The organism is Thioalkalivibrio sp. ALJ4 (assembly GCF_000377225.1).
Taxonomy (GTDB): domain Bacteria; phylum Pseudomonadota; class Gammaproteobacteria; order Ectothiorhodospirales; family Ectothiorhodospiraceae; genus Thioalkalivibrio.
This window is the reverse complement of sequence record NZ_KB897917.1, coordinates 1,010,001-1,032,194: the sequence shown is the minus strand read 5'-3', so window position 1 is coordinate 1,032,194 and position 22,194 is coordinate 1,010,001. Positions and strand designations below refer to the sequence as shown.

Here is a 22,194-nt window from a genome sequence, read left to right as displayed (position 1 = left end):
GGCAGGCTTCCCACGGGCTCAACTGTACGCGGCCAACGCCGACCCGAGACGCGTCCGCGATCCTGTACGTTCGTGCGTGTTTCCTCGGCTTTCGCCCCGCGCGTGCAGTACACTGCGCGGGCCATGGGAAAGCCAAAGAAGAAAAAGGACGCCGGTTCCAACACCATCGCGCTGAACCGCAAGGCGCGCCACGATTTCTTTATCGAGGACCGCCTGGAGGCGGGGCTGGAGTTGCAGGGCTGGGAGGTCAAGTCCATGCGGGCCGGGCGCGCCCAGCTCAGCGAGGCGTACGTGCTGCTACGCAAGGGCGAGGCGTTCCTGTTCGGGGCCCACATCACCCCGCTGCCCACCGCCTCCACCCATATCAACCCGGACCCGAGCCGCACGCGCAAGCTGCTGCTGCACCGCTCGGAGATCAACCGCCTGATCGGCGCGGTGGAGCGCAAGGGCTATACCCTGGTCCCCATGGCCCTGTACTGGAAACATGGCCGCGCCAAGCTGGAGATCGGCCTGGCCAAGGGCAAGAAGGATTTCGACAAGCGCGCAGCCAAGAAGGACAAGGACTGGCAACGCGAGCGCGCGCGCATCCTCAAGAGCGGCTGAAGGAGAAACCGGGGTTCGACCTTACTCGGTCGGATGAGTCCGGCCCTTCCACCACCAGCGCCGGGTCAGCCAGCTCAGCTTCGTCACCGCCAGCACACCCGCTGTCAGTGCCTTCACGGGCCGCAGCAGGCGCAGTCCGCGCAGCTGATCGACTGCAAATCCCAGCAGGAACGCCCTGGGGATCATCTCCGGTGAACCCAGACGCTGCAGCGCGCGCCACCAGCCGGTGGCACGCACATCGTCGCGCAGTTCGTCGACCTCACCCTGCAGCCGCAGGCGCAGTTCGCGAGAACGGCCCCGCAGGCCCAGCCAGGTGCCAGCCATGAGCTACTCGGTATCCCGGCTTTCGGGCCGTGCGACCAGATTCCGTACCAGGGCGCGCGTCTCCGGGTAGGTCATGCCGTGCAGCAGCCGGCCAATGCCGCGCGCAACCAGCCACGCCAGCACGCCGGTCAGCGCCGCCACGATCACCAGCGACAACGCCGGCGACACCCCCGCATAGGCCTGCAGCAGCATCACCACGGCCGCGACCAGCGCCAGCCACACCGTGACCAGCAGCAGCCCCAGCACCACCGCAAACACGATAACCCCCACCGCATTGCGCACCAGTTGTCGGGTCTCGGTCCCCAGCAACTCGCGCGAATCACCCAGGATTCGGCCGAGGTCCTGCATCACGTCCCCGGGGTCGGCGGTATCGGAGTCCGGTCGCTCGCGCGCCGGCCCGTCGTCCTGCGCGGCCATGGCCTACTTGCGGCGGGTCAAGGCCGAGAACAGGGTCCCCGCCACAAAGGCCAGGCCGATCGCGGTCAGCGGGTTGTCGCGTACGTAGTTGCCGACCACGCGCAAGACGTCCTCGGAACTCTGACGCGCCTTCTCCGCCCGCTCGCGAACCTCTTCATCCGCATGCGAAAGGCCCTCGCGGATGCGTTCCTCGGCCGTACCGGCATGCTCCGCCACGCGGTCCACGGCCTCGTGGGCCTGGGCCGCCACACGTTCAGTGGTGGAGGCGTCATGTTCCGCTTCGTCCTGTTTCTTCGCACTACTGCTTTTCGTCGTTGCCATTACACGCACTCCCTATCGCGGGCCTGGATCATCTTCCGACCCATCCCCCGCGGAATTGGTTGCAGGGTCATCGAAACCACTCAACCCCGTCAGGATTTCCGGGTCTTCCTCGGCCACTTCCGAGGTATCCACCAGGGCCGTACTCCACTTGACCCTGAAGTGCTTCCAGAGGCTGGCCACAAACGCCGACAACGGCACAGCCAGGATCATGCCGATGATGCCACCCAGCGCCGTCCCCCAGAAGAAGATCGAGATCACGACAATCGCCGGATGCAGTCCGGAGCGATCCGCCATGATCTTCGGCGTGAGCAGCCAGCTCTCGATCAGCTGCACCAGGGCAAACACCACGAGCACCAGCGCAACCAGGGTCAATCCGCCACCCTCAGGCTGGAGATAGGCCACCGGAAGAGCCAGCGTCAAGCCGACGATCGTCCCCAGATAGGGCACGATATTGAGAAACCCCAGCATCAACCCGAACAGGATCGCCGCCTGCAGGCCGATCAGCGAGAACCCGGCGGCCAGCAGAACCCCCATGATCAGGGCGATCACCACCTGCCCCTGGAAGAACGCCGTCACATAGCCGACAAACAGGCGGCCCAGGAACATCAGCTCGCGCTGGGTCTGGGGCCGAAAGACCGACAAGACCTCGCGCCCGCCCTCCTTCAGGCGTTCGCCGGACAGCAGCGCAAAGAACAGATACAAGGGCACAAAGGCCAGCCCGACGACTACCGTCACGTAGTGCATCAGCTGCGAGCCCACACCCTCCAGGTTCGGCATGATGCTCTGGAGATCCAGGTCCTCCAGCATCGAGGCCACGCGCTCGGTGGCGTCAGGGAAATTGCGCGAGAATGACTCGTAGGCATTCTCCGCCAGCTCCGGGGCACCCTTGATGAACTCCTGAACCTGATGGCTCGCCGTGGGCACCACCAGTACGGCGACAACCACCAGCGCAATCAACACCACACCGAACAGCGAACTCACCGCCCCCATCCGCGAGAATCCCGCAATCCGCTGCAGCCAGCGCACCACCGGGTAGAGGATCAGGCTCAGCACCCCGGCCACCGACAGCGGCAAGAGCAGCGCGTAGAAAAACGACACCACCTGCCCCAGCAACCAGACCAGCAGGGCCACCAGCCCGGTCAGCACCATGAAGGCGGCGAGCACGGCGACATAGCGGAACAAGGTCCGCTCGAAGGCGCTGAATTCGATATTCGATTGCGGCTGGTTTTCCACGGAGGGCTCGCATGAGGGGGTCGTTCGACCGTAACCACCCGGCCATGATCTGCCACGGTGCGCACCATCGTTTCAGGCACTGCATCACAAAAATATGGCGCTCGACCCAGGCCCGAGTACGCGCGGCCCCTCCCGAGGGACGCTGATTCAATCAGCTAGAACAAATCCGCCCACTCCGTCAGGGCAAACCAGATCACGTATCCCCCGTAGAGAATCAGAAAGATGACGCTAAGGATCGTGATCGGGCGAAAGCCCTTCACCCGCACTTCGTAGGAAACATCCTCGCCGCGCGCCCGCCGCCGCCTCACCTCCAGCCAGCGCGATACCCGCCACCAGACAAACAGCAGGATCAGGACAACGGTCAGGAACTTCAGCATCGCGGTTCGTTTCCTCGCACTCGGCCCGGGTAGGCTCTGAACGCGACACTACCCGAGAACGCCACCCGCCGCATCGTCATCCCGCCGCCGCACCCCACTTCGCCATCCCGGCCGCAGCGCAGCGAAGAGCCGGGATCTCCGCGGCCATGCACCACCCTTGCACCCGAGATCCCGGATAACCGCCCCGCGGTTTCCGGAATGACGACACAGAAGCTAATGCACTGCATCCGGTGTTGCCCGAGCCCCTGTGGGAGCCTGCTTGCAGGCGAAGCCCCCGCCAGACCCGACTCTTCCTACCCACGCCGCTTCGTATGCCGCGTGGCCGGCGCATTCCATGGATCCTCCGGCCAGGGGTGTTTCGGATAACGCCCCTTCAGCTCGCGGCGCACCTCCGGATATCCATTCTCCCAGAAGCTGGCGAGATCCTGGGTGACCTGCACCGGTCGCCGTGCCGGCGACAGCAGGTGCAGCACCAGCGCCACGCGGCCGCCCGCCACCCGGGGCGTCTCGCCCAGGCCGAACAGCTCCTGCAGCTTAACCGCCAGCACCGGCGGGTCCTGCGTGTAATCAATGCGGTGAGCGGAACCGGAGGGGACTTCGATCCGCGCCGGCGCCTCCCGCTCCAGTTGCTGCTGGTGGCCCCAGTCCAGCCGCGCGCGCAGGATCGCCGCCAGATCCAGCCGCTCCAGATCCCGGCGCCGTGTAATCCCTGCCAGATACGGCCCCAGCCAGTCCTCGAGGGTCATCAGCAGCGCGTCGTCGCGCAGATCCGGAAAACCGGCCCCCGGCATGGTTTCGTGCAACAGCTGGATGCGCGCACGGAACTGGGTCGCGGCGTCATCCCAGGGCATCAGTGCAAGGCCCTCGCGGCGCAGCCGCTCGCACCAACGCGGGACGGTGGCGGCGGGGTCGTCCAGCGCGACCATCTGCCGCTCCACCACCAGCGTGCCGATCCGTCGAATCCGCGCGTTCTCCAGCCGCGCGCCGTCCTCCACCCAGTCGCAGCGCGTCTCGCGGTGGAAGAGTTCCGGCGCCTCCTGCTCCAGTGCGGCAAGATCCAGCGCCACCGCACAGCGGATGCGGGCCTCGCGGTCGGCATCCGTGCAGTCCACCGCCACCAGGTAGTCGGCATGCGCCAGACGCTCGCGCTCCGGCAGCCACGCGCCGCGGCCATTCCCCATCACGAAGCGCCCGGCCGCCTCGCCGCGGCGGCGCGCGATGCGCTCCGGCCAGGCCAGCGCCGCCAGCACGCCCAGCGCCGCGCCTTCGTCCAGTGCCGCATCCGCAACAGCGGGAAGGTCCTCGACTCGCGCCAGCGCCTGCTCCAGACGCCGCAGCCCGGATTGCCAGGCCCGGCCACCGGAGCGCCGCGCGCGCTCCAGGCGCGCACCCAGCTCCAGCGGAGCCCCCGGCCCGGCCACACCCGGTTCCTCCACGGCTACCGCCAGTTCGCAGGCCAGGCGTGCCAGCCCCCGCTCGCGGCCCCGCAACAGCATGTGCGCCAGCCGCGGGTGGGTCGGCAGGCGTAGCAGGGCCCGCCCATGCCCGGTCATCCGACCGGTGGCATCCACCGCACCCAGTTCCGCGAGTACCGCCTGCGCGGAGGCCAGGCCCTGCGCGGGCGGCGGCTCAAGCCAGTCCAGTTCGGCCACCGCCTCGCCCCAGCCGGCCAGTTCCAGGGCCAGCGGCAGCAGGTCCACCTGCTGCATCCCCGGCGTCGCGTAGTCCGGGCGCGCGACCTCGTCGGCCCGCGACCACAGGCGGATCGCTACACCGGGCTCGGTGCGACCGGCACGCCCGGCCCGCTGCTCGGCGGCGGCCTTCGACGCCGGTAGCGTCACCAGCCGCGACAACCCGGTCGCCGCATCGAAGCGCGGCTCGCGGGAGAGACCTGCGTCGATTACCACGCGCACGCCCTCGATGGTCAGGCTGGTCTCGGCGATGTCGGTCGCCAGCACCACCTTGCGCTCGCCCGCGGGCGCCGGGCGCACGGCCCGGGCCTGCTCCTGCGCCGACAGCCGCCCGAATAGCGGCGCGATCTGCGCGGGGCCGGAGGCCGTGTCCACCCCCTCACCCAGACGCGCGGCCACCTCGCGGATCTCGCGTTCCCCGGGCAGGAAGACCAGGATCGAGCCCGTCTCCGCCGCCAGCGCGTCCCGCACCGCCTGCGCCACGCCGTCGGCCAGCGGCGCATCCTTGGCCGTTGGGGCATAACGCACCTCGACCGGGAACTGCCGCCCACGCGCTCGCAGCACCGGCACGGCATCCGCCTCCGGGCCGGCCAGCAGCCGGGCCACGGCCTCGTCGTCGAGGGTCGCCGACATCACCACGATGCGCAGCTCCGGGCGCAGCAGCCGACGCACCTGCAGCGCAAATGCCAGCGCCAGCTCGGCCTCCGGCCGGCGCAGATGGAATTCGTCGAAGACCACGGTGCCAACCCCTTCCAGCAGCGGGTCACCCTGGATGCGTCGCAGGAACAGCCCATCGGTGACCAGCTCCACCCGGGTGCGCTCCGAGACCTTCTGCTCGTCGCGTACGCGATAGCCGACCGTCTGCCCGGGCGCTTCACCGAGCTGCCCGGCCATGTAGGTCGCCGCCATGCGCGCGGCCAGCCGGCGTGGCTGCAGCACGATCACGCGGTCATCGGGATGGGCATCGGCCAGATGCAGCGGGACGCGGGTGGTCTTGCCGGCACCGGGTTCGGCCACCAGCACGGCGGCGCCGTGCGACGCCAGCGCGGCATCCAGGGGGTTCAGGAGGTCTTCCAGCGTCCGGGCCTGCGGCGCCTCATTCAACTCTTTCGCCATCTACAGCGGTCAGTTCTCGACCACGCGCGTGCCAGCCTGCACGCGGTCCCCCGGGCGGGTGACCACACGCTCGCCCGCCTCCAGGCCCTCGAGGATCTGCGTGGCGAAACCCGAGCGACGCCCCACCTCGACCCGGCGCGGCTCGGCACGGCCGTCCTCGACCACGAACACCGACCACTCGCCGCGGTCGCGGAACAGCGCGCTGGTCGGAACCTGCAGCACCTCATCCCCTTCCCACAGCAGGAACTCGGCCTCCACGCGGTAGCCCACCGCCAGCCCGGCCATGCGGGCCTCCACCGCGTCGAGGTCGAGGATCACCGGCACGCGCTGCTCGTCCACGCCCAGCGCGGAGATCCTGGTAAAGCCGAACGGCTGCACCCGGCGTACGGTGCCCTCCAGTTCGGCATCGCGGCCCCAGTCGGTCAGCCGCACGCGCATGCCGGGCACCACGCGCACCGCGTCCATGGACAGCAGGTCCACCTGGACCTCGAGGTCGTCGAGATCGCCCACGACCAGCACCGGCTCGCCGGCCCCGATCGTGCCCTCGCAGCAGCGATACCGCTCCAGGATCACGCCTGCGGCGGGCGAACGAACCGTCAGGGCATCGGCCTCGGACTCCGGCATCTGTCCACTGGCAATATCCAGCACCACCCGCGCGCTCTCGACCTCGCTGCGCGCGACCTCCACCGCGGATTCGCCGGCGCGAACCGCCGAGCGCGCCCGATCGCGTGCGGTCTCCATACGCTCCACCTCGGTGGCGGAAACCGCACCCCGATCGAACAGCTCTTGATAACGGCGATATTCCGATTCCGCGAAGCGGGCCTCCGACTGCAGATTCTCCAGATTCGCCTCGGCGCTTCGCAGCCGCGACCGAGCAGCGGCGAGATTCTCGCGCGCCTGCTCACGCGAACGTGCATCCAGCGCCGGGGTCGGCAAAGGCTCCATGCGGAAGAGCGCGTCGCCGAGCTCGACGGCATCGCCCTCTTCGAGCCGGACGCGATGCAGGAAGCCGGCAATCGGCGCCGACACCGTAAAGGTGTCGCGCAGCCGCGTGCGCCCTTCCTCGCGCACGGTCTCTTCGAACGGGCCGGCCTCGACCGTGGTCAGCGACACCGGCACCGGCTGCGGGCGCAGCGCCCATACCAGCGCGGCCACCCCCGCCAGCACGATGAGCCCAACCGTGATTCGCTTTTTCATCGCCATAGGATCAGTCTCGCAAATCCCGCCACCCGGCGCTTCCCCCTCATCGCCCGGCACGCCGGGGCGTATGTCTGCAAGTTGCCACCCTCGGTTATCACCTGAACGGTGGTTGGCTGCCAGCCGCTGTGAGGCTGGGCCTTGTTCAGCATCTGGTGTTTACGGTGCTTTCGTCCGACCGCCTGCCTGCGCTGTCTCGCCAGCGCGCCGCGAGGTACTTTCTTGCTACCCAAGAAAGCACCCAAAGAAGGGCACCCGGATTCCGCCCGGGGACCTTGCTCCAGGGCCCTCGGGCCGGCGGCGGACCGAAGGCACGTAGCCTCCGGGTGCCGAACAAGGGCCAGCCGCCGCCGGCAAAAGCCGGAAACAAAAAAGGCGCCCGGAGGCGCCTTTGGTGAAGCGGGCAAAAAGGCCGCGTCAGTTGACGGCGTCGAGGTCGGATGCGAGCGATTCGCGCGCACCCTCGGCGACGGCGTCCAGCCGGTGGCTGTAGTTCTCGTGCTCCACCCCGATGGCAATGGCCGCACCGGATTTCGCGGCGGAGACCATCTCCGGGGTCAGCTCGAAGCGCAGGAAGTGGACCGACGAGGTCTTGTCGTCGGTCTCCCGATCCAGGTCCTCGTTCGCGATCGGGTAGACCTTGTCGTGGCCTTCGACCTGAACGTAGGTCTTGCGCTCGATCCCGATCAGCTTGGACAGCTGCACCTTGCGCTCGTCCACGTCCGGGTATTCGACCATCATGGTCGCCTTCCAGTTGGAACCGTCCGGGATCAGCGGGTTATAGGCGTCCAGCTCGTCCTGGATGCCTTCGGCATCGAAGATCTTTTCGACCCGCAGCATCTCCTGGATCTGGTACTGCATGGTCTTGCGATCCTCGAAGTGCAGGGTCACGGCCGGGCCCACCTGCACCACGCGATTGCGCTTGTGCTGCATGACCTCGTTGCGAAACTGGGGCCGCACCTCGTGGTACTTCTCCAGCGAATACAGGTCGTTTCGACTCAGCTTGTCCACACTTGCCTCCATCTCGATACCTCCGTCACGTCGGACTGGTCCGCGGGACCCCTCAGTGGTCGTGGTGTCCCTTCTTCGTGTAGTCCTTGTCGGACCAGAGGTTGTCTTTCAGTTCGTGGTCGAACACCGGGTTATGGCGACGGATCCACTCCAGCACCATTGCCGCGTGTTCGATCTCTTCGTCGCGGTTGTGCGCGAGGATTGCCTTGAGTTCCTCGTTCTTGCAGGCATCGATGCGCTGCTGATACCAGTCCACCGCCTCGAGCTCTTCCATCAGCGAGACGATGGCGCGATGCATCTCGCGCGACTCGTCGCTCAGTTCCTCGACGGGTTCGTGGTAGCTGTCACTGGCCATTTCGTGTCTCCATCCGCGGCGCCTCGGCGGGCGTACGTCGTGTTCTGGTAACCGATACCCGGCGCTACAGCCCGTAGGCCTGGCGCAGCAGGGTCAGCGGGTGTTCGGGCGCCTTGTCCTCGCCCTTGCCCTGCAGTCCGTTCTCGATCATGTGCCCGGCCATCGGGCAGTCACTCGAGTAGTGATCGGACTCGGCCTTCTGCACCCGGTTCACCACCGGACGACAGATCTTGGCCGCAGTCTCGTAGAACTCGCTCTTCACGCCATAGGTACCGTCGTGCCCGGAGCAGCGTTCGATCACGTCGATCTCGGTATCCGGCACAAGCTTCAGCAGGTCGCGAGTCTTGAGCCCCATGTTCTGCACCCGCAGGTGGCAGGCCGCGTGGTAGGCGATCTTGCCGAGCTTCTCGGGGAAGTCGGTGTTCAGCTTGCCTTCCTTGTGGCGCTCCATCAGGTACTCGAACGGGTCGAAGATACGATCGCGTACAGCGGCGACATCGGGCTCGTCCGGGAACATCAGCGGCAGTTCCTGCTTGTACATCAGCACGCAGGACGGGACTGGCGCGACAATGTCGTAGCCTTGGTCGATCATGCGCTTCATCGCCGGGATGTTCGCATCCTTCGCGGACTCGACGGCCTTCAGGTCGCCCAACTCGAGCTTGGGCATGCCGCAGCATTGCTCCTTCTCGACCAGGGTGACCTCGATGCCGTTGTGCTCGAAGACCTTGACCAAGTCCTCGACCAAGTGCGGCTCGTTGTAGTTGCCGTAGCAGGTGGCGTAGAGCGCTACCTTGCCCTGGGTGGCACCGGCCGGCTCGGGTTTGCTCACTCCCTTGGCAACCTTCGCCATGCGCGAGCGACCCTTGCTCGAGTGGTATTCAGGGACCGGGGCATCCGGGTGCACGCCCATAGTCTTGTCCAGCACCTTGCGCATCGCGCCGGTCTTGTTCGCGGCGTTGACTACGCCGGCAACCACCGGGATGCCCGCCAGCTTGCCGACGGTATCGGTGCTGGACATGAACTTGTGCGCGGCCTTCGCTCCCTCTTTCTGGAAACGCACGGCCTTGGCACGCAGCATCAGGTGCGGGAAGTCGACGTTCCATTCATGCGGGGGCACGTAGGGGCATTTGGTCAGGTAGCACAGATCACACAGGTAGCAGTGATCCACCACCTTCCAGTAGTCCTTCCGATCAACGCCGTCGACCTCCATGGTCTCGGATTCGTCGACCAGGTCGAACAGCGTGGGGAAGGAGTTGCAGAGGCTCACGCAGCGCCGGCAGCCATGACAGATGTCGTAGACCCGCTCCAGCTCGGCGAACAACGATTCCTCGTTGTAGAACTCGGGATTCTTCCAGTCCAGCGGATGGCGGGTCGGGGCTTCCAGACTTCCTTCACGTTGGTGCGTCGGCGCAGACATGCATCCCTCCGGTATCCGTATCAGTGTCGATGCTTCGAGGGAAACACGGAACAACATGCGAACGCAGCCGCAGGGCTGCCTTCACAGGCTGTTCCGTACCTCCCGGAAAACGGGGCCGGCGTAGCGGCCCCGCGTGCTTCCGTTACTACCGGACAATCAGTCGTCCAGCTGGTCCAGGGCCTTCTGGAAGCGGTTGGCGTGGGAACGCTCCGCCTTGGCCAGGGTCTCGAACCAGTCGGCGACTTCGTCGAAGCCTTCGTCGCGGGCCGTCTTGGCCATGCCCGGGTACATATCGGTGTACTCGTGGGTCTCACCGGCAACGGCGGTCTTCAGGTTCGCGGCGGTGGGGCCGAATTCCAGGCCGGTGGCCGGGTCGCCGCAGCTCTCGAGGTACTCGAGGTGACCGTGGGCGTGGCCGGTTTCACCTTCGGCGGTGGAACGGAACACGGTCGCGACGTCGTTGTAGCCTTCCACGTCCGCCTTGGAAGCGAAGTACAGGTAACGACGGTTGGCCATCGATTCGCCGGCAAAGGCCTCCTTGAGGGCTTCTTCGGTCTTGCTACCTTTCAGTTCCATGGGTCTCTCCTCTTGCTGGTTAGGATCCACACACCGGTACGGCCGTTGTGCGGATCGGGCATTTAGACTTTGTCTAAAACACTTCGAAACTCTAGTTAGCACCCGGTCGCATGTCAACCGATTGCCCCGCTGACCGTGGGGGCACGGTCACGAAACTCAAGCCCCCGGCCGCCCGGCTTCTTTCCTCGCCGCGGCGGATCGGATACTTTCTCACCTTTTAGCCCCCGCGATCCAATAAGAACCCAACACGTAATCCGACACCATGACCGACACATCCACCGACAGCCCCGCCGAGTTCGAAGCCAGCCTGGAGGCCCTGGAGGCCCTGGTGGCACGGATGGAGTCCGGCGAACTGGGCCTGGAACAGTCGCTGGAGGAATTCCAGCGCGGCATGGAACTGGTCGGCCGCTGTCAGAAGGCGCTGGACGACGCCCAGGCACGCATCGAGAAACTCGCCAGCGAGCCTTCTGCGGAGGGTGCCGCGTCCGGGAGCGCACCGGACACCCCGACCGATCCCGACGACGTCCCATTCTAGGACCCGGCCTTGAGCATTCCAGATCCATCCGAGGCGCTGAAGGCCTATCAGCGTCGTATCGAGACCGTACTCGACCAGCGGCTCGCGGCCGACTCTTCCCCGGACCCGCGACTAATCGAGGCCATGCGCTATGCCACGCTCTCCGGTGGCAAGCGCCTGCGCCCAGTCCTGGTATACGCGGCCGGGGCCACCTGTAACGCCCCCGATGACGCGCTCGATGCGATGGCGGCGGCCGTGGAGATGGTCCATGTCTACTCGCTGATCCACGACGACCTGCCGGCGATGGACAACGACGACCTGCGCCGTGGCAGGCCCACCTGCCACCGTGCCTTCGACGAGGCCACCGCGATCCTCGCCGGGGATGCGTTGCAGGCCCGCGCCTTCGAGATCATGACCGCCGGCGTCCGCACCCTGCCCGGCACAGCCGGCCTGAATGCCCTGGCCGAGCTCGCCCACGCAGCGGGCCTGCACGGCATGGCCGGCGGCCAGGCCATCGACCTCGGCGCCTGCGGCAAGCCGATCGATCTGGCGGAACTGGAGCGCATGCACCGGCTCAAGACCGGCGCCCTGATCCGCGTGTCGGTGCGCCTGGGCGCAATCGCCGGTGGCGCCTCGGAGGACACCCTTGGCCACCTGACCCGCTACGCCGAATGCATTGGCCTGGCGTTCCAGATCCGCGACGACGTGCTCGACGTGGAGGGTGATCCGGAGGTGCTCGGCAAGGCCTGCGGGGCGGATGCCCGCCTGGACAAGGCGACCTTCCCCTCGCTGCAGGGCCTGGAGGCCTCGCGCGAACGCGCAGTGGCCCTGGTCGACGAGGCGCTGGACGAGCTGCAACCCTTTGGCCAGGAGGCGGACTTGCTTCGCTTCCTCGCGCGGTACATCGTCGACCGCATGAACTGACACGGCCTGCCCATGACCCCCACCCCCCTGCTGGATGCAATCGAATGGCCCGCCGACCTGCGGGCGCACCCGGCCTCGGAACTGCCGGGGCTGGCCGGCGAATTGCGCCAGTTTCTGATCGAGAGCGTCTCGCGCACCGGCGGCCATCTGGCCGCGAACCTGGGCACCGTGGAGTTGGCGGTCGCGCTGCACTACGCGTTCAATACCCCGGACGACCGCATCGTCTGGGATGTAGGGCATCAGGCCTATGCCCACAAGATCCTGACCGGCCGGCGCACCGGGATGGCCAGCCTGCGCCAGTACGGCGGGCTGGCCGGCTTCCCCAAACGCGCCGAGAGCGAGTACGACGCCTTCGGGGCCGGGCATTCCAGCACCTCGATCAGTGCCGCCGCCGGCATGGCCCTCGCCGCCAAGCACGCAGGACTGGACCGCCGCCATGTGGCGGTTATCGGCGACGGGGCGATGACCGCCGGCATGGCCTTCGAGGCGCTCAACCACATCGGCGATCTCGACTGTAATCTGCTGGTCATCCTGAACGACAACGACATGTCGATCTCGCCGAACGTCGGCGCGATGAACCAGTACTTCACCCGGCTGCTGTCCGGGCGGCTGTACAGCTCGGTGCGCGAGGGCTCCAAACGCATGCTGGAGTTCGTCCCGCCGATGAAGGCCTTTGCCGAGCGAGCCGAGGAGCACATGAAGGGCATGCTGGTGCCGGGCACGCTGTTCGAGGAACTGGGCTTTCGCTACTTCGGGCCGGTGGACGGCCATGACGTGAACGGCCTGGTATCGATCCTGAAGAACCTGCGCGGCGGTCACGGTCCGCAACTGCTGCATGTGGTCACACGCAAGGGACAGGGCTATGCCCCGGCCGAAGAGGACCCCTGCCGCTACCACGGGGTCTCCAAGTTCGAGCCGGAGAACGGGCTGACGCCCTCCGGGCCGAAGCCGCCCGCGTATACCGACATCTTCAGCCAGTGGCTGTGCGATCAGGCCACGGCCGACGACCGCCTGCTGGGCATCACCCCGGCGATGCGCGAGGGCTCCGGGCTGGTGGCCTTCTCCGAGCAGTTCCCCGAGCGCTACTTCGATGTCGGCATCGCCGAGCAGCACGCGGTCACGCTGGCCGCCGGCATGGCCTGCGAGGGGCAGAAGCCTGTGGTCGCGATCTACTCGACCTTCCTGCAGCGGGCGATGGACCAGGTGATCCACGACGTCGCCCTGCAGAACCTCCCGGTGCTGTTCGCGGTGGACCGCGCGGGGATCGTCGGCGCCGATGGCCCGACGCATGCCGGCACGTTCGATACCGCGCTGCTGCGCAGCGTCCCCAATATGCTGCTGATGGCCCCATCCAACGAGCACGAGTGCCGCCAGATGCTGTCCACTGGCTACGCCTACGAGGGCCCGGCGGCGGTGCGCTATCCACGCGGGGGCGGCCCCGGCGTCCTGCCGGAAGGGGGCAGCGAGGACCTGGAGACCCTGCCTGTCGGACGCGCCGAGGTCGTACGCGAGGGCCGAGGCCTGGCGATCCTCAGCTTCGGCGCGCTGCTGGAGACCGCCCTGGCCGCGGGCGAGGCGCTGGACGCCACCGTGGTGAACATGCGTTTCATCAAGCCGCTCGACACCGAACTGCTGGCGCGGCTGGCCGCCCGCCATGAAGGCTTCGTGACGCTCGAGGATCATGCCCGCGCCGGTGGCGCCGGCAGCGCGGTGCTGGAATGGCTCTCCGCCGAGGGCCTGACCCTGCCCTGCCAGGTACTGGGCATCCCGGACGTTTTCACCGAACATGGCTCGCGCGAACAGATCCTGGCCGACTGCGGCCTCGACACCGAGGGCGTGCTGGCCGCGATTCGCCACGCCTGCGGGCAGGAGAATTGCGCGGACGCCGGCGGCCGGATAGGCTTCGCGGGCTGATTTTTACCCCGCGACCACCAGCGTCGCCTGCCGGAATCGACCCATGAGCGCCCGTTACACCCTCCGCGTCCTGACCGACTTTGCCTCCGCGCATACCCTGCGCGATTACCCGGGGCAGTGCGCGAACATGCATGGACACAACTGGAAGGTAGAGGCCGAGGTTCAGGCCGAGACGCTGGATGACGCCGGCATGGCGGTGGACTTCAAGGTGGTCAAGACCGCCGCGCGCGAGATCGCCGGGCAGCTGGATCATCGTTATCTGAACGACGTCCCGCCGTTCGACACGGTCAACCCGACCGCCGAGCACATCGCACGGTGGTTCTTCCGCCAGATGGCGGAGCGCCTGAACCGCCCGGGCCTGCGCATGCACGCGCTGACCCTGTGGGAGACCGACCGCGCCTGCGTACGCTACAGCGAGGACGGTTAAGCCTCCCTCGCTTCACCACCCCCACGCCCCGCCACAAGCACCGTCATCGCGAGGAGCGAAGCGACGTGGCGAACTCCGTCCGGAACCATCTGCTTCCATAGCTGGCTCACCACCAGCTTCCGGAGGTTGCCGCGGCCCCTGCGGGGCCTCGCAATGACGGTGCCCGTTTCCCGCTCCGTTGCCGCCCCCAGGCGTACCTTACCCGCCGTCTACAAATGATTCGAGGCGTAGTCCGCCAGCCGCGAGCGCTCGCCGCGGGTCAGTGTGATGTGCCCGCTGTGGGTCCAGTTGCGGAAGCGGTCCACCACGTAGGTCAGGCCGGACGAGGTCTCGGTCAGGTACGGGGTGTCGATCTGTGCGATGTTGCCCAGCGCCACCACCTTGGTGCCGGGCCCCGCGCGGGTAACCAGGGTCTTCATCTGCTTGGAGGTCAGGTTCTGCGCCTCGTCCAGGATGATGTAGCGGCTCAGGAAGGTGCGCCCGCGCATGAAGTTCAGGGAGCGAATCTTGATACGGCTGGTCAGCACGTCGTTCGTAGCTGCCCGGCCCCAGTCGCCCGCACCTTCGGACTTGGCCAGGACCTCGAGGTTGTCCATCAACGCGCCCATCCACGGGGTCATCTTCTCTTCCTCGGTCCCGGGCAGGAAGCCGATGTCCTCGCCCACAGGGACCGTGACCCGGGTCATGATGATCTCCTTGTAGGTGTTGTCCTCCAGCGTCTGCGCAAGCCCCGCGGCCAGCGCCAGCAGGGTCTTGCCGGTACCGGCAGCCCCCAACAGGGAGACGAAATCCACCTCCGGGTCCATCAGCAGGTTCAGGGCGTAGTTCTGCTCGCGATTGCGGGCATTGATGCCCCAGACGCTGTGGCGCGGGGTCATATAATCGTCCACCAGCTCGATCACCGCGGACTCGTTCGGCTGGTCGATCTCCAGCACGATCGCGGACAACGGATTCTCCCCCTCGCGGTAGACGAACTGATTGGGCTGCCACTCGCTGACCAGGGGCCCGGTGACTCGGTAGTAGGTCCGGCCGGACTCCTGCCAGGAGTCCATCTTGGTCCCGTGGGTCTCCCAGAAATCCGCTGGCAGCTCGGTCATGCCGGAGAACAGCAGGCTGACGTCATCCAGGACCTGGTCGTTGTAGTAGTCCTCCGCGTGCAGGCCGATCACCGCCGCCTTGATGCGCAGGTTGATGTCCTTGGAGACCAGCGTGACCGGGAGGTCCGACCACTCCGTCTTGAGCGCCTGTGCGGTGGCCAGGATGTCGTTGTCCGGGGTCGAACCGGGCAGCGAATCCGGCAGGCGCGAGGTCAGATTGCGGGTCTGAAAAAACAGCCGCCCGGAGGGTGCAAGCGTCGACTCGCTGAGCGATTCGGCCTGTAGCGGTAACCCGGCGGCAATCTGCTCGTGGGTCGCGCCACTCATCAATTCGTCGATAAAGCGCGAGACCTGGCGCACGTTGCGCGCGACCTCGGAGACCCCCTTCTTGCCGCGGTCGAGTTCCTCGAGCACGACCATGGGCAGGAAGATGTCGTGTTCCTTGAAGCGGAACAGCGCAGTGGGGTCATGCATCAGGACATTGGTGTCCAGGACAAACAGGCGTTTCGGGTCCTCCGGTGTTTCGCTCATGGCGCCTCCGCGGCCGGGGTGAGTCGAAAACAAATGGGGCGAACGTCTACTGCCAGTACTCTCGAAGAATTCGCGGGGCGCCTCACTGGCCGGCCATCTCGCGTACCGCGGCCAGGACCTCGTCCACATGCCCCGGCACTTTGACCTTGCGCCATTCCCGGCGCAGCACACCCTGCTCGTCGATCAAGAAGGTGGAGCGCTCGATGCCGCGCACCTGCTTGCCGTACATGTTCTTCATCTTGATCACGTCGAACGCCTCGCACAACTGCTCGTCGGCGTCGCTCAGCAGGTCGAACGGCAGCTCCTGCTTGGCACGGAAGTTCTCGTGGCTCTTCACGCTGTCGCGCGAGACCCCGAGGATGACCGCGCCGGTGGCGTCGAACGCGGCCTTGTTGGCCGCAAAGTCGCGGCTCTCGTTGGTGCAGCCCGGCGTGCTGTCCTTCGGGTAGAAATAGAGCACCACGATCTTGCCGCGAAAATCACCCGGGCCCAGGGTCTGCTCGCCGGTGGCGGGCACGCGAAGGTCTTCGGGAACGGTCTGGTCAATGGCGATCGTCATTAGGTGTCACTCCGTGTCGTGGTGGGGCCGGACGGCGCCGGATCGGAATCAGGCCTTGATCGGATCCAGCACGCCGTCCAGGTTCAGTTCGTCGCAAAAATCCATGAATTCGCCGCGCAGGCTGGCCAGGTGCTGTCCCGCCGGGATGTCCACCACCATGTTGGCGGCGAACATGCGCGCGCCCGTGTGCTGAGCGGTGTAGACGCGCGTCTGTACGTCACGCAGGTTCACACCACGGCTGGTGAAGAAATCGGCCAGGGCATTGACCAGCCCCGGGGCGTCCAGCGCGACCACGTCCACCGCATAGGCCATCGCGGGCTGGCTGGATTCATCCAGCGGCCCACGGCGCACGGTGATCGCGAGATCCAGCTCGGCCTCCAGCCGTTCCAGGCGGGATTCCAGCGTGGCGAGGGTCTTCCAGTTGCCGCTGGCGCTCAGCGCCATGCAGCAATAGCCGTCCAGGGTCGTAATGCGGCTGGACTCCAGGTTGCAGCCTGTATCGACGATGACACGCGTAACGCCGGCCACCAGGCCAGGCTGGTCGGGTCCGATCAGATTCAGGATCAGATGGGTGTGCGAGCCGGCCCCGACGACCTCAGCCATGCCGGCCCCTGGAGCGCAGAGCGCAGCCGGGCGGCCACTGGCCTGAGGCAATGCTGGACGGGTTGGATGCATCCACTGGCATGATGGCTGGGAACATACCACCTCGCCTGGGTGGCGCCAACGGTCCGGGCGCCATCCAGACGGGGTCTGCGCACGGCTTCTTGAACGCCTTGTCGCGCGCCCGTTAGACTGCACCATTACCGTCGCTGGAGGAGTCGATGTTTCAAGGCAGCATGGTCGCACTGGCGACCCCGATGCACGCGGACGGCGGTCTCGACTGGCCGGCGCTTGATCGGCTCCTCGAATTCCACATCGAGGCCGGAACCGACGCCATCGTAGCGGTCGGTACTACCGGCGAATCCGCCACCCTCGATTTCGACGAACACTGTGAAGCGATTGCCCATACGGTCAAGACCGTGGGCGGGCGTCTGCCGGTGATCGCCGGCACCGGCGCAAACTCCACGCGCGAGGCGATCGCGCTCACGCGCTGCGCCCGCGAAGCCGGCGCCGATGCCTGCCTGCTGGTATCCCCGTACTACAACAAGCCCACGCAGGAGGGCCTGTATCTGCACCACAAGGCCATCGCCGAGGCCGTGGATATCCCGCAGATCCTCTATAACGTTCCGGGGCGCACGGCCGTCGACATGCTCCCCGAGACAGTCGAACGCCTGGCCGAAATCCCGAACATCGTCGGTCTCAAAGAGGCCACGGGCAATAACGAGCGCACCGCCGAGCTTGTCCAGCGCGTGGGCGGCCGCTTCGACCTGTTCAGTGGCGAAGATGCGAATGGGCTGGCCTTTTTGCTGGCCGGGGGACAAGGGATCATCTCGGTGACCGCGAACGTCACCCCGACGTTAATGGCCCGCATGTGCCGCGCCGTGCGCGAGGGACGCGCGGACGAAGCCCGCGAAATCAATCGCCAGCTGGATGGTCTACATTCGGCCTTGTTCCTCGAAGCCAATCCCATCCCCGTAAAATGGGCCTTGCAGCGCATGGGGATGATAGAGGAAGGTATTCGCCTGCCCCTGACACCCCTTTCCGAACCGTTCCATGCACCGGTACTGGACGCGATGCGCCAAGCCGGCATTGAGGTCTGAGTCCGATCATGAAATTGCCTTTCAAGCCCTACCACTCCGCCACGCGCGCCACCCTCGCGATCGCCACGGGTCTCGCCGTCGCTGGTTGCGGAGGCTGGGGCGGTGATCGCCAGTCCGGCCCGGAATACGAAATGAGCCGGCAGATGGAGGACCTCGAAGTCCCGCCGGATCTGATCGCGCCGGACACCGAGCGGGCCTACCGCCTGCCGGATGACCCGGGCGGCCGCATCAGTGCCCGCGACATGCAGCAGGACACGGCCCAGCGCCAGCAACAGCCCGCGCAGGCCCAGCCCGGCGCGCCGACCCGTACCGCCCAGGTACTCCCGGAGTCCGCCGAGGTGCAGCTCATGCGCGACGGTGGCACGCGCTGGCTCCAGGTCGACGGCGATCCCGGCGAGATCTGGGATCGACTGGTCGCCTTCTGGGACAGCCAGAACCTCCGCCTGGAGCGCAACGAACCCCAAGTGGGCGTGATGCAGACCGAGTGGGCCGAAGACCGAGCCGGCATCCCGCTGCGCGGCACGCAGAACATCTTCGCCCGCGCCCTTGGCAACGTATACGACGCCAACACCCGCGACCAGTACCGGATGCGCGTCGAGCGCGTGAACGGACAGTCGGAAATCTACATCACCCATCGAGGTGCCGAAGAGCAGGCCGAGGGCCAGTCCTGGCGCTGGGCCATGCGCCCCTCGGACCCGGAGCTCGAAGCCGAGATGCTGAACCGGCTGCTCGTTTACCTCACCACCGGCGATCCGGGTGAAGGGGGCGCACGGGTTGCCGAGACCCTCGTCGACCGCCCGACCGAACTGCAGATGACGGAGCATGATGGTTCGCCCGCCCTACTCCTGGGCGGTGAATATGAACGGGTCTGGCGCCAACTTGGCACCTTCCTGGACCGCGCCGGATTGCTGGTGGATGAACAGGACCGCCAGGCCGGCATCTACGAGGTCACCTACCGTCCCGACATGACCGGCGACCGCGACGAGCCCGGTTTCTTCGGCCGCATCTTCGGTCGCGGTGGAGATCGCAGGGAAAACGAGCGCTACCAGGTCCGGTTGGAGGATCGGGGCGATGGCGACCTCTTGATCGAGGCTCGCGACATTGAAGGCGACCGCCTGAGCGATCGCGACGCCGAGTTCGTGCTGGAGCGGATTCAGACTCAGATGCAGCGGTAAGGCACCCGGAGCCCGGGGCGACTCCAGCGAAGAAGCGCCGGGGCGAAGCAACCTGCTCCCCCTTGGCGCTTAGGCCTGACCGCGTGCCCGGGTGGTCCACACGTCTACCCTGCATTCACCTTCGGAGCAGTGCGTGATCCGATTTTGTTCACTTGGCAGCGGGAGTGGCGGCAACGCGCTCGTGGTCGAGATCGGCTCGACCCGCCTGCTGGTGGACTGCGGATTTTCCGTACAGGAGATCGAGCGGCGCCTCGCACGTCAGGGGCTCGCGGCCACCGATCTCGATGGGGTGTTCGTGACCCACGAACACGGCGACCACCTGGGGTCCGCGCCGGCCCTCTCGCGGCGTTATGGCCTGCGCGTCTACGCCTCAGTCGGGACCCGACTGGCGGCACGCGACAGCGCATTTGCACACCTCGAAGAGATCCAGCCGGACCTCCCAGTCGAGCTGGACGACGCCCTGGTCATCCCCTATACAGTCCCGCATGACGCCCGCGAACCGACCCAGTTCGCCTTTTCCGACGGCGCGTCGCGCCTCGTCCTGATGACCGATGCCGGCCACATCTCGTCCCACATGATCGAGACGGCCTCCGGCGCCCAGGGCCTCCTTCTTGAATGCAACCACTGCCCGGAGATGCTCGCGTCCGGACGTTACCCTCCCAAGCTCAAGCGACGCATCGCTGACGGGTACGGACATTTGCCCAACCGCGACGCGACCCGCCTTCTTCAACGCGCCGACACGTCCCAGCTGGAACACCTGATCGGCATGCACCTTTCGAGCGACAATAACCGCCCCGAACTGGCTGAACAGGCCCTGTGCGAGGGGGTCGGCGCCAGTCGCGACGAGATCGCGATCGCTTCCCAGGACCACGGGTTCGACTGGCGCTGCATCCGCTGAAGAGCACTTGTTCGCCATCGGAGCACGTCAATGCAGTCCAATTGCTAACGGCGCGACTCCCGCAGGAAATACACCCCACCCGCGATGAAGGCGAGCCCGATAATGGTCGCGACCGGCCCGCCAAACCCTGAACCTTCACGGGGCGCAATCGGAGTAAACGCCACCTCGCCTCCGAGAACCGCGTAGGCTCCGATCCCGATCAGCACCAACCCGACCGTCACCAAACCACCATCTGTCCGCTTCTTGCCTCGAGCCATCTCTTAAAACCGTCTCTAGTCGCCTCGCACAACGCACCTCAGCATCATGCCTGCCGTGTCAGCCATAAAAAAAGCCCGGCCCCCATAATTGGGAACCGGGCTTCGGATTAATGCCTGGCGGTGACCTACTCTCACATGGGGAGGCCCCACACTACCATCGGCGCAGAGCAGTTTCACTTCCGAGTTCGGGATGGGATCGGGTGGTTCCTACTCGCTATTGCCGCCAGACAAACTGGCCAGATCACCCAGCGCGTGCGCTGCGTCATCTGAATTCGGAATGCATTCTAGGTGATGTGTACAACAGTGATGTGTCAGACGAGACCAACCATCAACACCTTGGGTGTTATATGGTCAAGCCGCACGGGCAATTAGTACTGGTTAGCTGCACGCGTTACCGCGCTTCCACACCCAGCCTATCAACGTTGTAGTCTTCAACGGCCCTTTAGGGACCTCGAGGGTCCAGGGAGATCTAATCTTCAGGTGGGTTTCCCGCTTAGATGCTTTCAGCGGTTATCCCTTCCGCACATAGCTACCCGGCAATGCCACTGGCGTGACAACCGGAACACCAGAGGTGCGTCCATCCCGGTCCTCTCGTACTAAGGACAGATCCTGTCAAATCTCCGACGCCCACGGCAGATAGGGACCGAACTGTCTCACGACGTTCTAAACCCAGCTCGCGTACCACTTTAAATGGCGAACAGCCATACCCTTGGGACCTGCTTCAGCCCCAGGATGTGATGAGCCGACATCGAGGTGCCAAACACTGCCGTCGATATGGACTCTTGGGCAGTATCAGCCTGTTATCCCCGGAGTACCTTTTATCCGTTGAGCGATGGCCCTTCCATACAGAACCACCGGATCACTAAGACCTGCTTTCGCACCTGCTCGACGTGTCTGTCTCGCAGTTAAGCACCCTTATGCCTTTGCACTCGTCGCGCGATTTCCGACCGCGCTGAGGGTACCTTCGCACTCCTCCGTTACTCTTTGGGAGGAGACCGCCCCAGTCAAACTACCCACCACACACGGTCCCCGACCTGGATAACAGGCCTGGGTTAGAACTTCAAAATTGCCAGGGTGGTATTTCAAGGTTGGCTCCACTGAGACTGGCGTCCCAGCTTCAAAGCCTCCCACCTATCCTACACAAACAAGTTCAAAGTTCAGTGTGAAGCTGTAGTAAAGGTTCACGGGGTCTTTCCGTCTAGCCGCGGGTACACAGCATCTTCACTGCGATTTCAATTTCACTGAGTCTCGGGTGGAGACAGCGCCGCCATCGTTACGCCATTCGTGCAGGTCGGAACTTACCCGACAAGGAATTTCGCTACCTTAGGACCGTTATAGTTACGGCCGCCGTTTACCGGGGCTTCGATCAAGGGCTTCGCCGAAGCTAACCCCATCAATTAACCTTCCGGCACCGGGCAGGCGTCACACCCTATACGTCCTCTTTCGAGTTTGCAGAGTGCTGTGTTTTTAATAAACAGTCGCAGCGGCCTGGTCTCTGCGACCTCGACCAGCTCAGGGAGCAAGTCCCATCACCGGCCAAGGCGTACCTTCTCCCGAAGT

The 22,194-nt window shown here is 65.9% G+C and carries 23 protein-coding genes and 2 rRNA genes (1 of these 25 cut by a window edge); 8 read left to right on the top strand and 17 right to left on the bottom strand.

Annotated features, from left to right (window positions below; genetic code table 11):
* Positions 1–123 precede the first annotated feature (123 nt).
* Complete coding sequence (smpB, locus tag C936_RS0104910; protein WP_018138063.1) at positions 124–603, top strand: SsrA-binding protein SmpB; 480 nt, start codon at positions 124–126, stop codon at positions 601–603.
* Positions 604–624: 21 nt separating this feature from the next.
* On the opposite strand, the gene C936_RS0104905 is transcribed toward smpB, so the two are convergent.
* The 11 genes from C936_RS0104905 to C936_RS0104855 all read right to left on the bottom strand — a co-directional run bounded on the left by C936_RS0104905 (position 625) and on the right by C936_RS0104855 (position 10,638).
* Positions 625–927 carry a hypothetical protein gene (locus tag C936_RS0104905; protein ID WP_018138062.1) on the bottom strand — a complete coding sequence of 101 codons (303 nt, stop codon included), beginning with the start codon at positions 925–927 and terminating at the stop codon, positions 625–627.
* A gap of 3 nt (positions 928–930) precedes the next feature.
* Positions 931–1,344, bottom strand: coding sequence for a phage holin family protein (locus C936_RS0104900; protein WP_018175393.1), 414 nt, complete (start codon positions 1,342–1,344; stop codon positions 931–933).
* Between the two features lie 3 nt (positions 1,345–1,347).
* Positions 1,348–1,665, bottom strand: coding sequence for a YqjD family protein (locus C936_RS0104895; RefSeq protein WP_018138060.1), 318 nt, complete (start codon positions 1,663–1,665; stop codon positions 1,348–1,350).
* A 12-nt stretch (positions 1,666–1,677) separates the two neighbouring features.
* Positions 1,678–2,898 carry an AI-2E family transporter gene (locus C936_RS0104890; RefSeq protein WP_018138059.1) on the bottom strand — a complete coding sequence of 407 codons (1,221 nt, stop codon included), beginning with the start codon at positions 2,896–2,898 and terminating at the stop codon, positions 1,678–1,680.
* A gap of 155 nt (positions 2,899–3,053) precedes the next feature.
* A complete protein-coding gene (locus C936_RS0104885; RefSeq protein ID WP_017925782.1) occupies positions 3,054–3,275 on the bottom strand; it encodes a hypothetical protein in 222 nt (73 codons plus the stop codon).
* Between the two features lie 293 nt (positions 3,276–3,568).
* The gene (gene hrpB, locus C936_RS0104880) at positions 3,569–6,082 is read right to left on the bottom strand and encodes an ATP-dependent helicase HrpB (protein ID WP_018175391.1); all 2,514 of its coding nucleotides are present in this window, start codon (positions 6,080–6,082) and stop codon (positions 3,569–3,571) included.
* 9 nt (positions 6,083–6,091) lie between these two features.
* On the bottom strand, positions 6,092–7,285 hold the full coding sequence (locus tag C936_RS0104875) for an efflux RND transporter periplasmic adaptor subunit (RefSeq protein ID WP_018175390.1): 1,194 nt from the start codon (positions 7,283–7,285) through the stop codon (positions 6,092–6,094).
* 411 nt (positions 7,286–7,696) lie between these two features.
* Positions 7,697–8,302 carry a DUF3501 family protein gene (locus tag C936_RS0104870; RefSeq protein ID WP_018137814.1) on the bottom strand — a complete coding sequence of 202 codons (606 nt, stop codon included), beginning with the start codon at positions 8,300–8,302 and terminating at the stop codon, positions 7,697–7,699.
* A gap of 40 nt (positions 8,303–8,342) precedes the next feature.
* The gene (locus C936_RS0104865; protein ID WP_018175389.1) at positions 8,343–8,645 is read right to left on the bottom strand and encodes an encapsulin-associated ferritin-like protein; all 303 of its coding nucleotides are present in this window, start codon (positions 8,643–8,645) and stop codon (positions 8,343–8,345) included.
* Positions 8,646–8,709: 64 nt separating this feature from the next.
* The gene (locus C936_RS0104860) at positions 8,710–10,062 is read right to left on the bottom strand and encodes a heterodisulfide reductase-related iron-sulfur binding cluster (RefSeq protein ID WP_018175388.1); all 1,353 of its coding nucleotides are present in this window, start codon (positions 10,060–10,062) and stop codon (positions 8,710–8,712) included.
* Between the two features lie 156 nt (positions 10,063–10,218).
* Positions 10,219–10,638 (bottom strand): rubrerythrin family protein, encoded by a 420-nt coding sequence (locus tag C936_RS0104855; RefSeq protein WP_018137817.1) that lies wholly within the window; start codon positions 10,636–10,638, stop codon positions 10,219–10,221.
* Between the two features lie 262 nt (positions 10,639–10,900).
* On the opposite strand from C936_RS0104855, the gene C936_RS0104850 reads away from it, so the two are divergent.
* Genes C936_RS0104850 through queD form a run of 4 tightly spaced genes read left to right on the top strand, consistent with a single transcriptional unit; the run spans position 10,901 to position 14,417 of the window.
* The gene (locus C936_RS0104850) at positions 10,901–11,173 is read left to right on the top strand and encodes an exodeoxyribonuclease VII small subunit (RefSeq protein WP_018175387.1); all 273 of its coding nucleotides are present in this window, start codon (positions 10,901–10,903) and stop codon (positions 11,171–11,173) included.
* Positions 11,174–11,182: 9 nt separating this feature from the next.
* Complete coding sequence (gene ispA, locus C936_RS0104845; RefSeq protein ID WP_018137819.1) at positions 11,183–12,076, top strand: (2E,6E)-farnesyl diphosphate synthase; 894 nt, start codon at positions 11,183–11,185, stop codon at positions 12,074–12,076.
* 12 nt (positions 12,077–12,088) lie between these two features.
* The gene (gene dxs, locus C936_RS0104840; RefSeq protein WP_018175386.1) at positions 12,089–13,990 is read left to right on the top strand and encodes a 1-deoxy-D-xylulose-5-phosphate synthase; all 1,902 of its coding nucleotides are present in this window, start codon (positions 12,089–12,091) and stop codon (positions 13,988–13,990) included.
* Between the two features lie 43 nt (positions 13,991–14,033).
* On the top strand, positions 14,034–14,417 hold the full coding sequence (gene queD, locus C936_RS0104835; RefSeq protein ID WP_018175385.1) for a 6-carboxytetrahydropterin synthase QueD: 384 nt from the start codon (positions 14,034–14,036) through the stop codon (positions 14,415–14,417).
* Positions 14,418–14,626: 209 nt separating this feature from the next.
* Here the strand turns inward: queD and C936_RS0104830 are convergent, their stop codons facing one another.
* The 3 genes from C936_RS0104830 to C936_RS0104820 all read right to left on the bottom strand — a co-directional run bounded on the left by C936_RS0104830 (position 14,627) and on the right by C936_RS0104820 (position 17,207).
* Entirely contained in the window at positions 14,627–16,045 is a 1,419-nt protein-coding gene (locus C936_RS0104830) for a PhoH family protein (protein ID WP_018137823.1), read from the bottom strand.
* A gap of 82 nt (positions 16,046–16,127) precedes the next feature.
* Positions 16,128–16,604 (bottom strand): peroxiredoxin, encoded by a 477-nt coding sequence (locus C936_RS0104825; protein WP_018137824.1) that lies wholly within the window; start codon positions 16,602–16,604, stop codon positions 16,128–16,130.
* Positions 16,605–16,652: 48 nt separating this feature from the next.
* Positions 16,653–17,207: a glycine cleavage system protein R gene (locus C936_RS0104820; RefSeq protein WP_012981824.1), complete on the bottom strand. Its 555-nt coding sequence runs from the start codon at positions 17,205–17,207 to the stop codon at positions 16,653–16,655.
* A gap of 218 nt (positions 17,208–17,425) precedes the next feature.
* Between C936_RS0104820 and dapA the strand changes: the two genes are divergently transcribed.
* The 3 genes from dapA (at position 17,426) to C936_RS0104805 (ending at position 20,377) form a co-directional block, all read left to right on the top strand.
* Complete coding sequence (gene dapA / locus C936_RS0104815) at positions 17,426–18,304, top strand: 4-hydroxy-tetrahydrodipicolinate synthase (RefSeq protein ID WP_018649258.1); 879 nt, start codon at positions 17,426–17,428, stop codon at positions 18,302–18,304.
* Positions 18,305–18,312: 8 nt separating this feature from the next.
* Entirely contained in the window at positions 18,313–19,479 is a 1,167-nt protein-coding gene (bamC, locus tag C936_RS0104810; RefSeq protein WP_038038411.1) for an outer membrane protein assembly factor BamC, read from the top strand.
* 181 nt (positions 19,480–19,660) lie between these two features.
* Positions 19,661–20,377 carry an MBL fold metallo-hydrolase gene (locus tag C936_RS0104805; protein WP_018175381.1) on the top strand — a complete coding sequence of 239 codons (717 nt, stop codon included), beginning with the start codon at positions 19,661–19,663 and terminating at the stop codon, positions 20,375–20,377.
* Positions 20,378–20,421: 44 nt separating this feature from the next.
* Here the strand turns inward: C936_RS0104805 and C936_RS0104800 are convergent, their stop codons facing one another.
* The 3 genes from C936_RS0104800 to C936_RS0104790 form a co-directional block, all read right to left on the bottom strand.
* Positions 20,422–20,634, bottom strand: a complete 213-nt coding sequence (locus tag C936_RS0104800; protein WP_018175380.1) for a hypothetical protein — start codon at positions 20,632–20,634, stop codon at positions 20,422–20,424.
* A gap of 112 nt (positions 20,635–20,746) precedes the next feature.
* Positions 20,747–20,862: ribosomal RNA gene (rrf, locus tag C936_RS0104795) — 5S ribosomal RNA — on the bottom strand.
* Between the two features lie 119 nt (positions 20,863–20,981).
* Positions 20,982–22,194: ribosomal RNA gene (locus C936_RS0104790) — 23S ribosomal RNA — on the bottom strand (it continues 1,667 nt past the right edge of the window).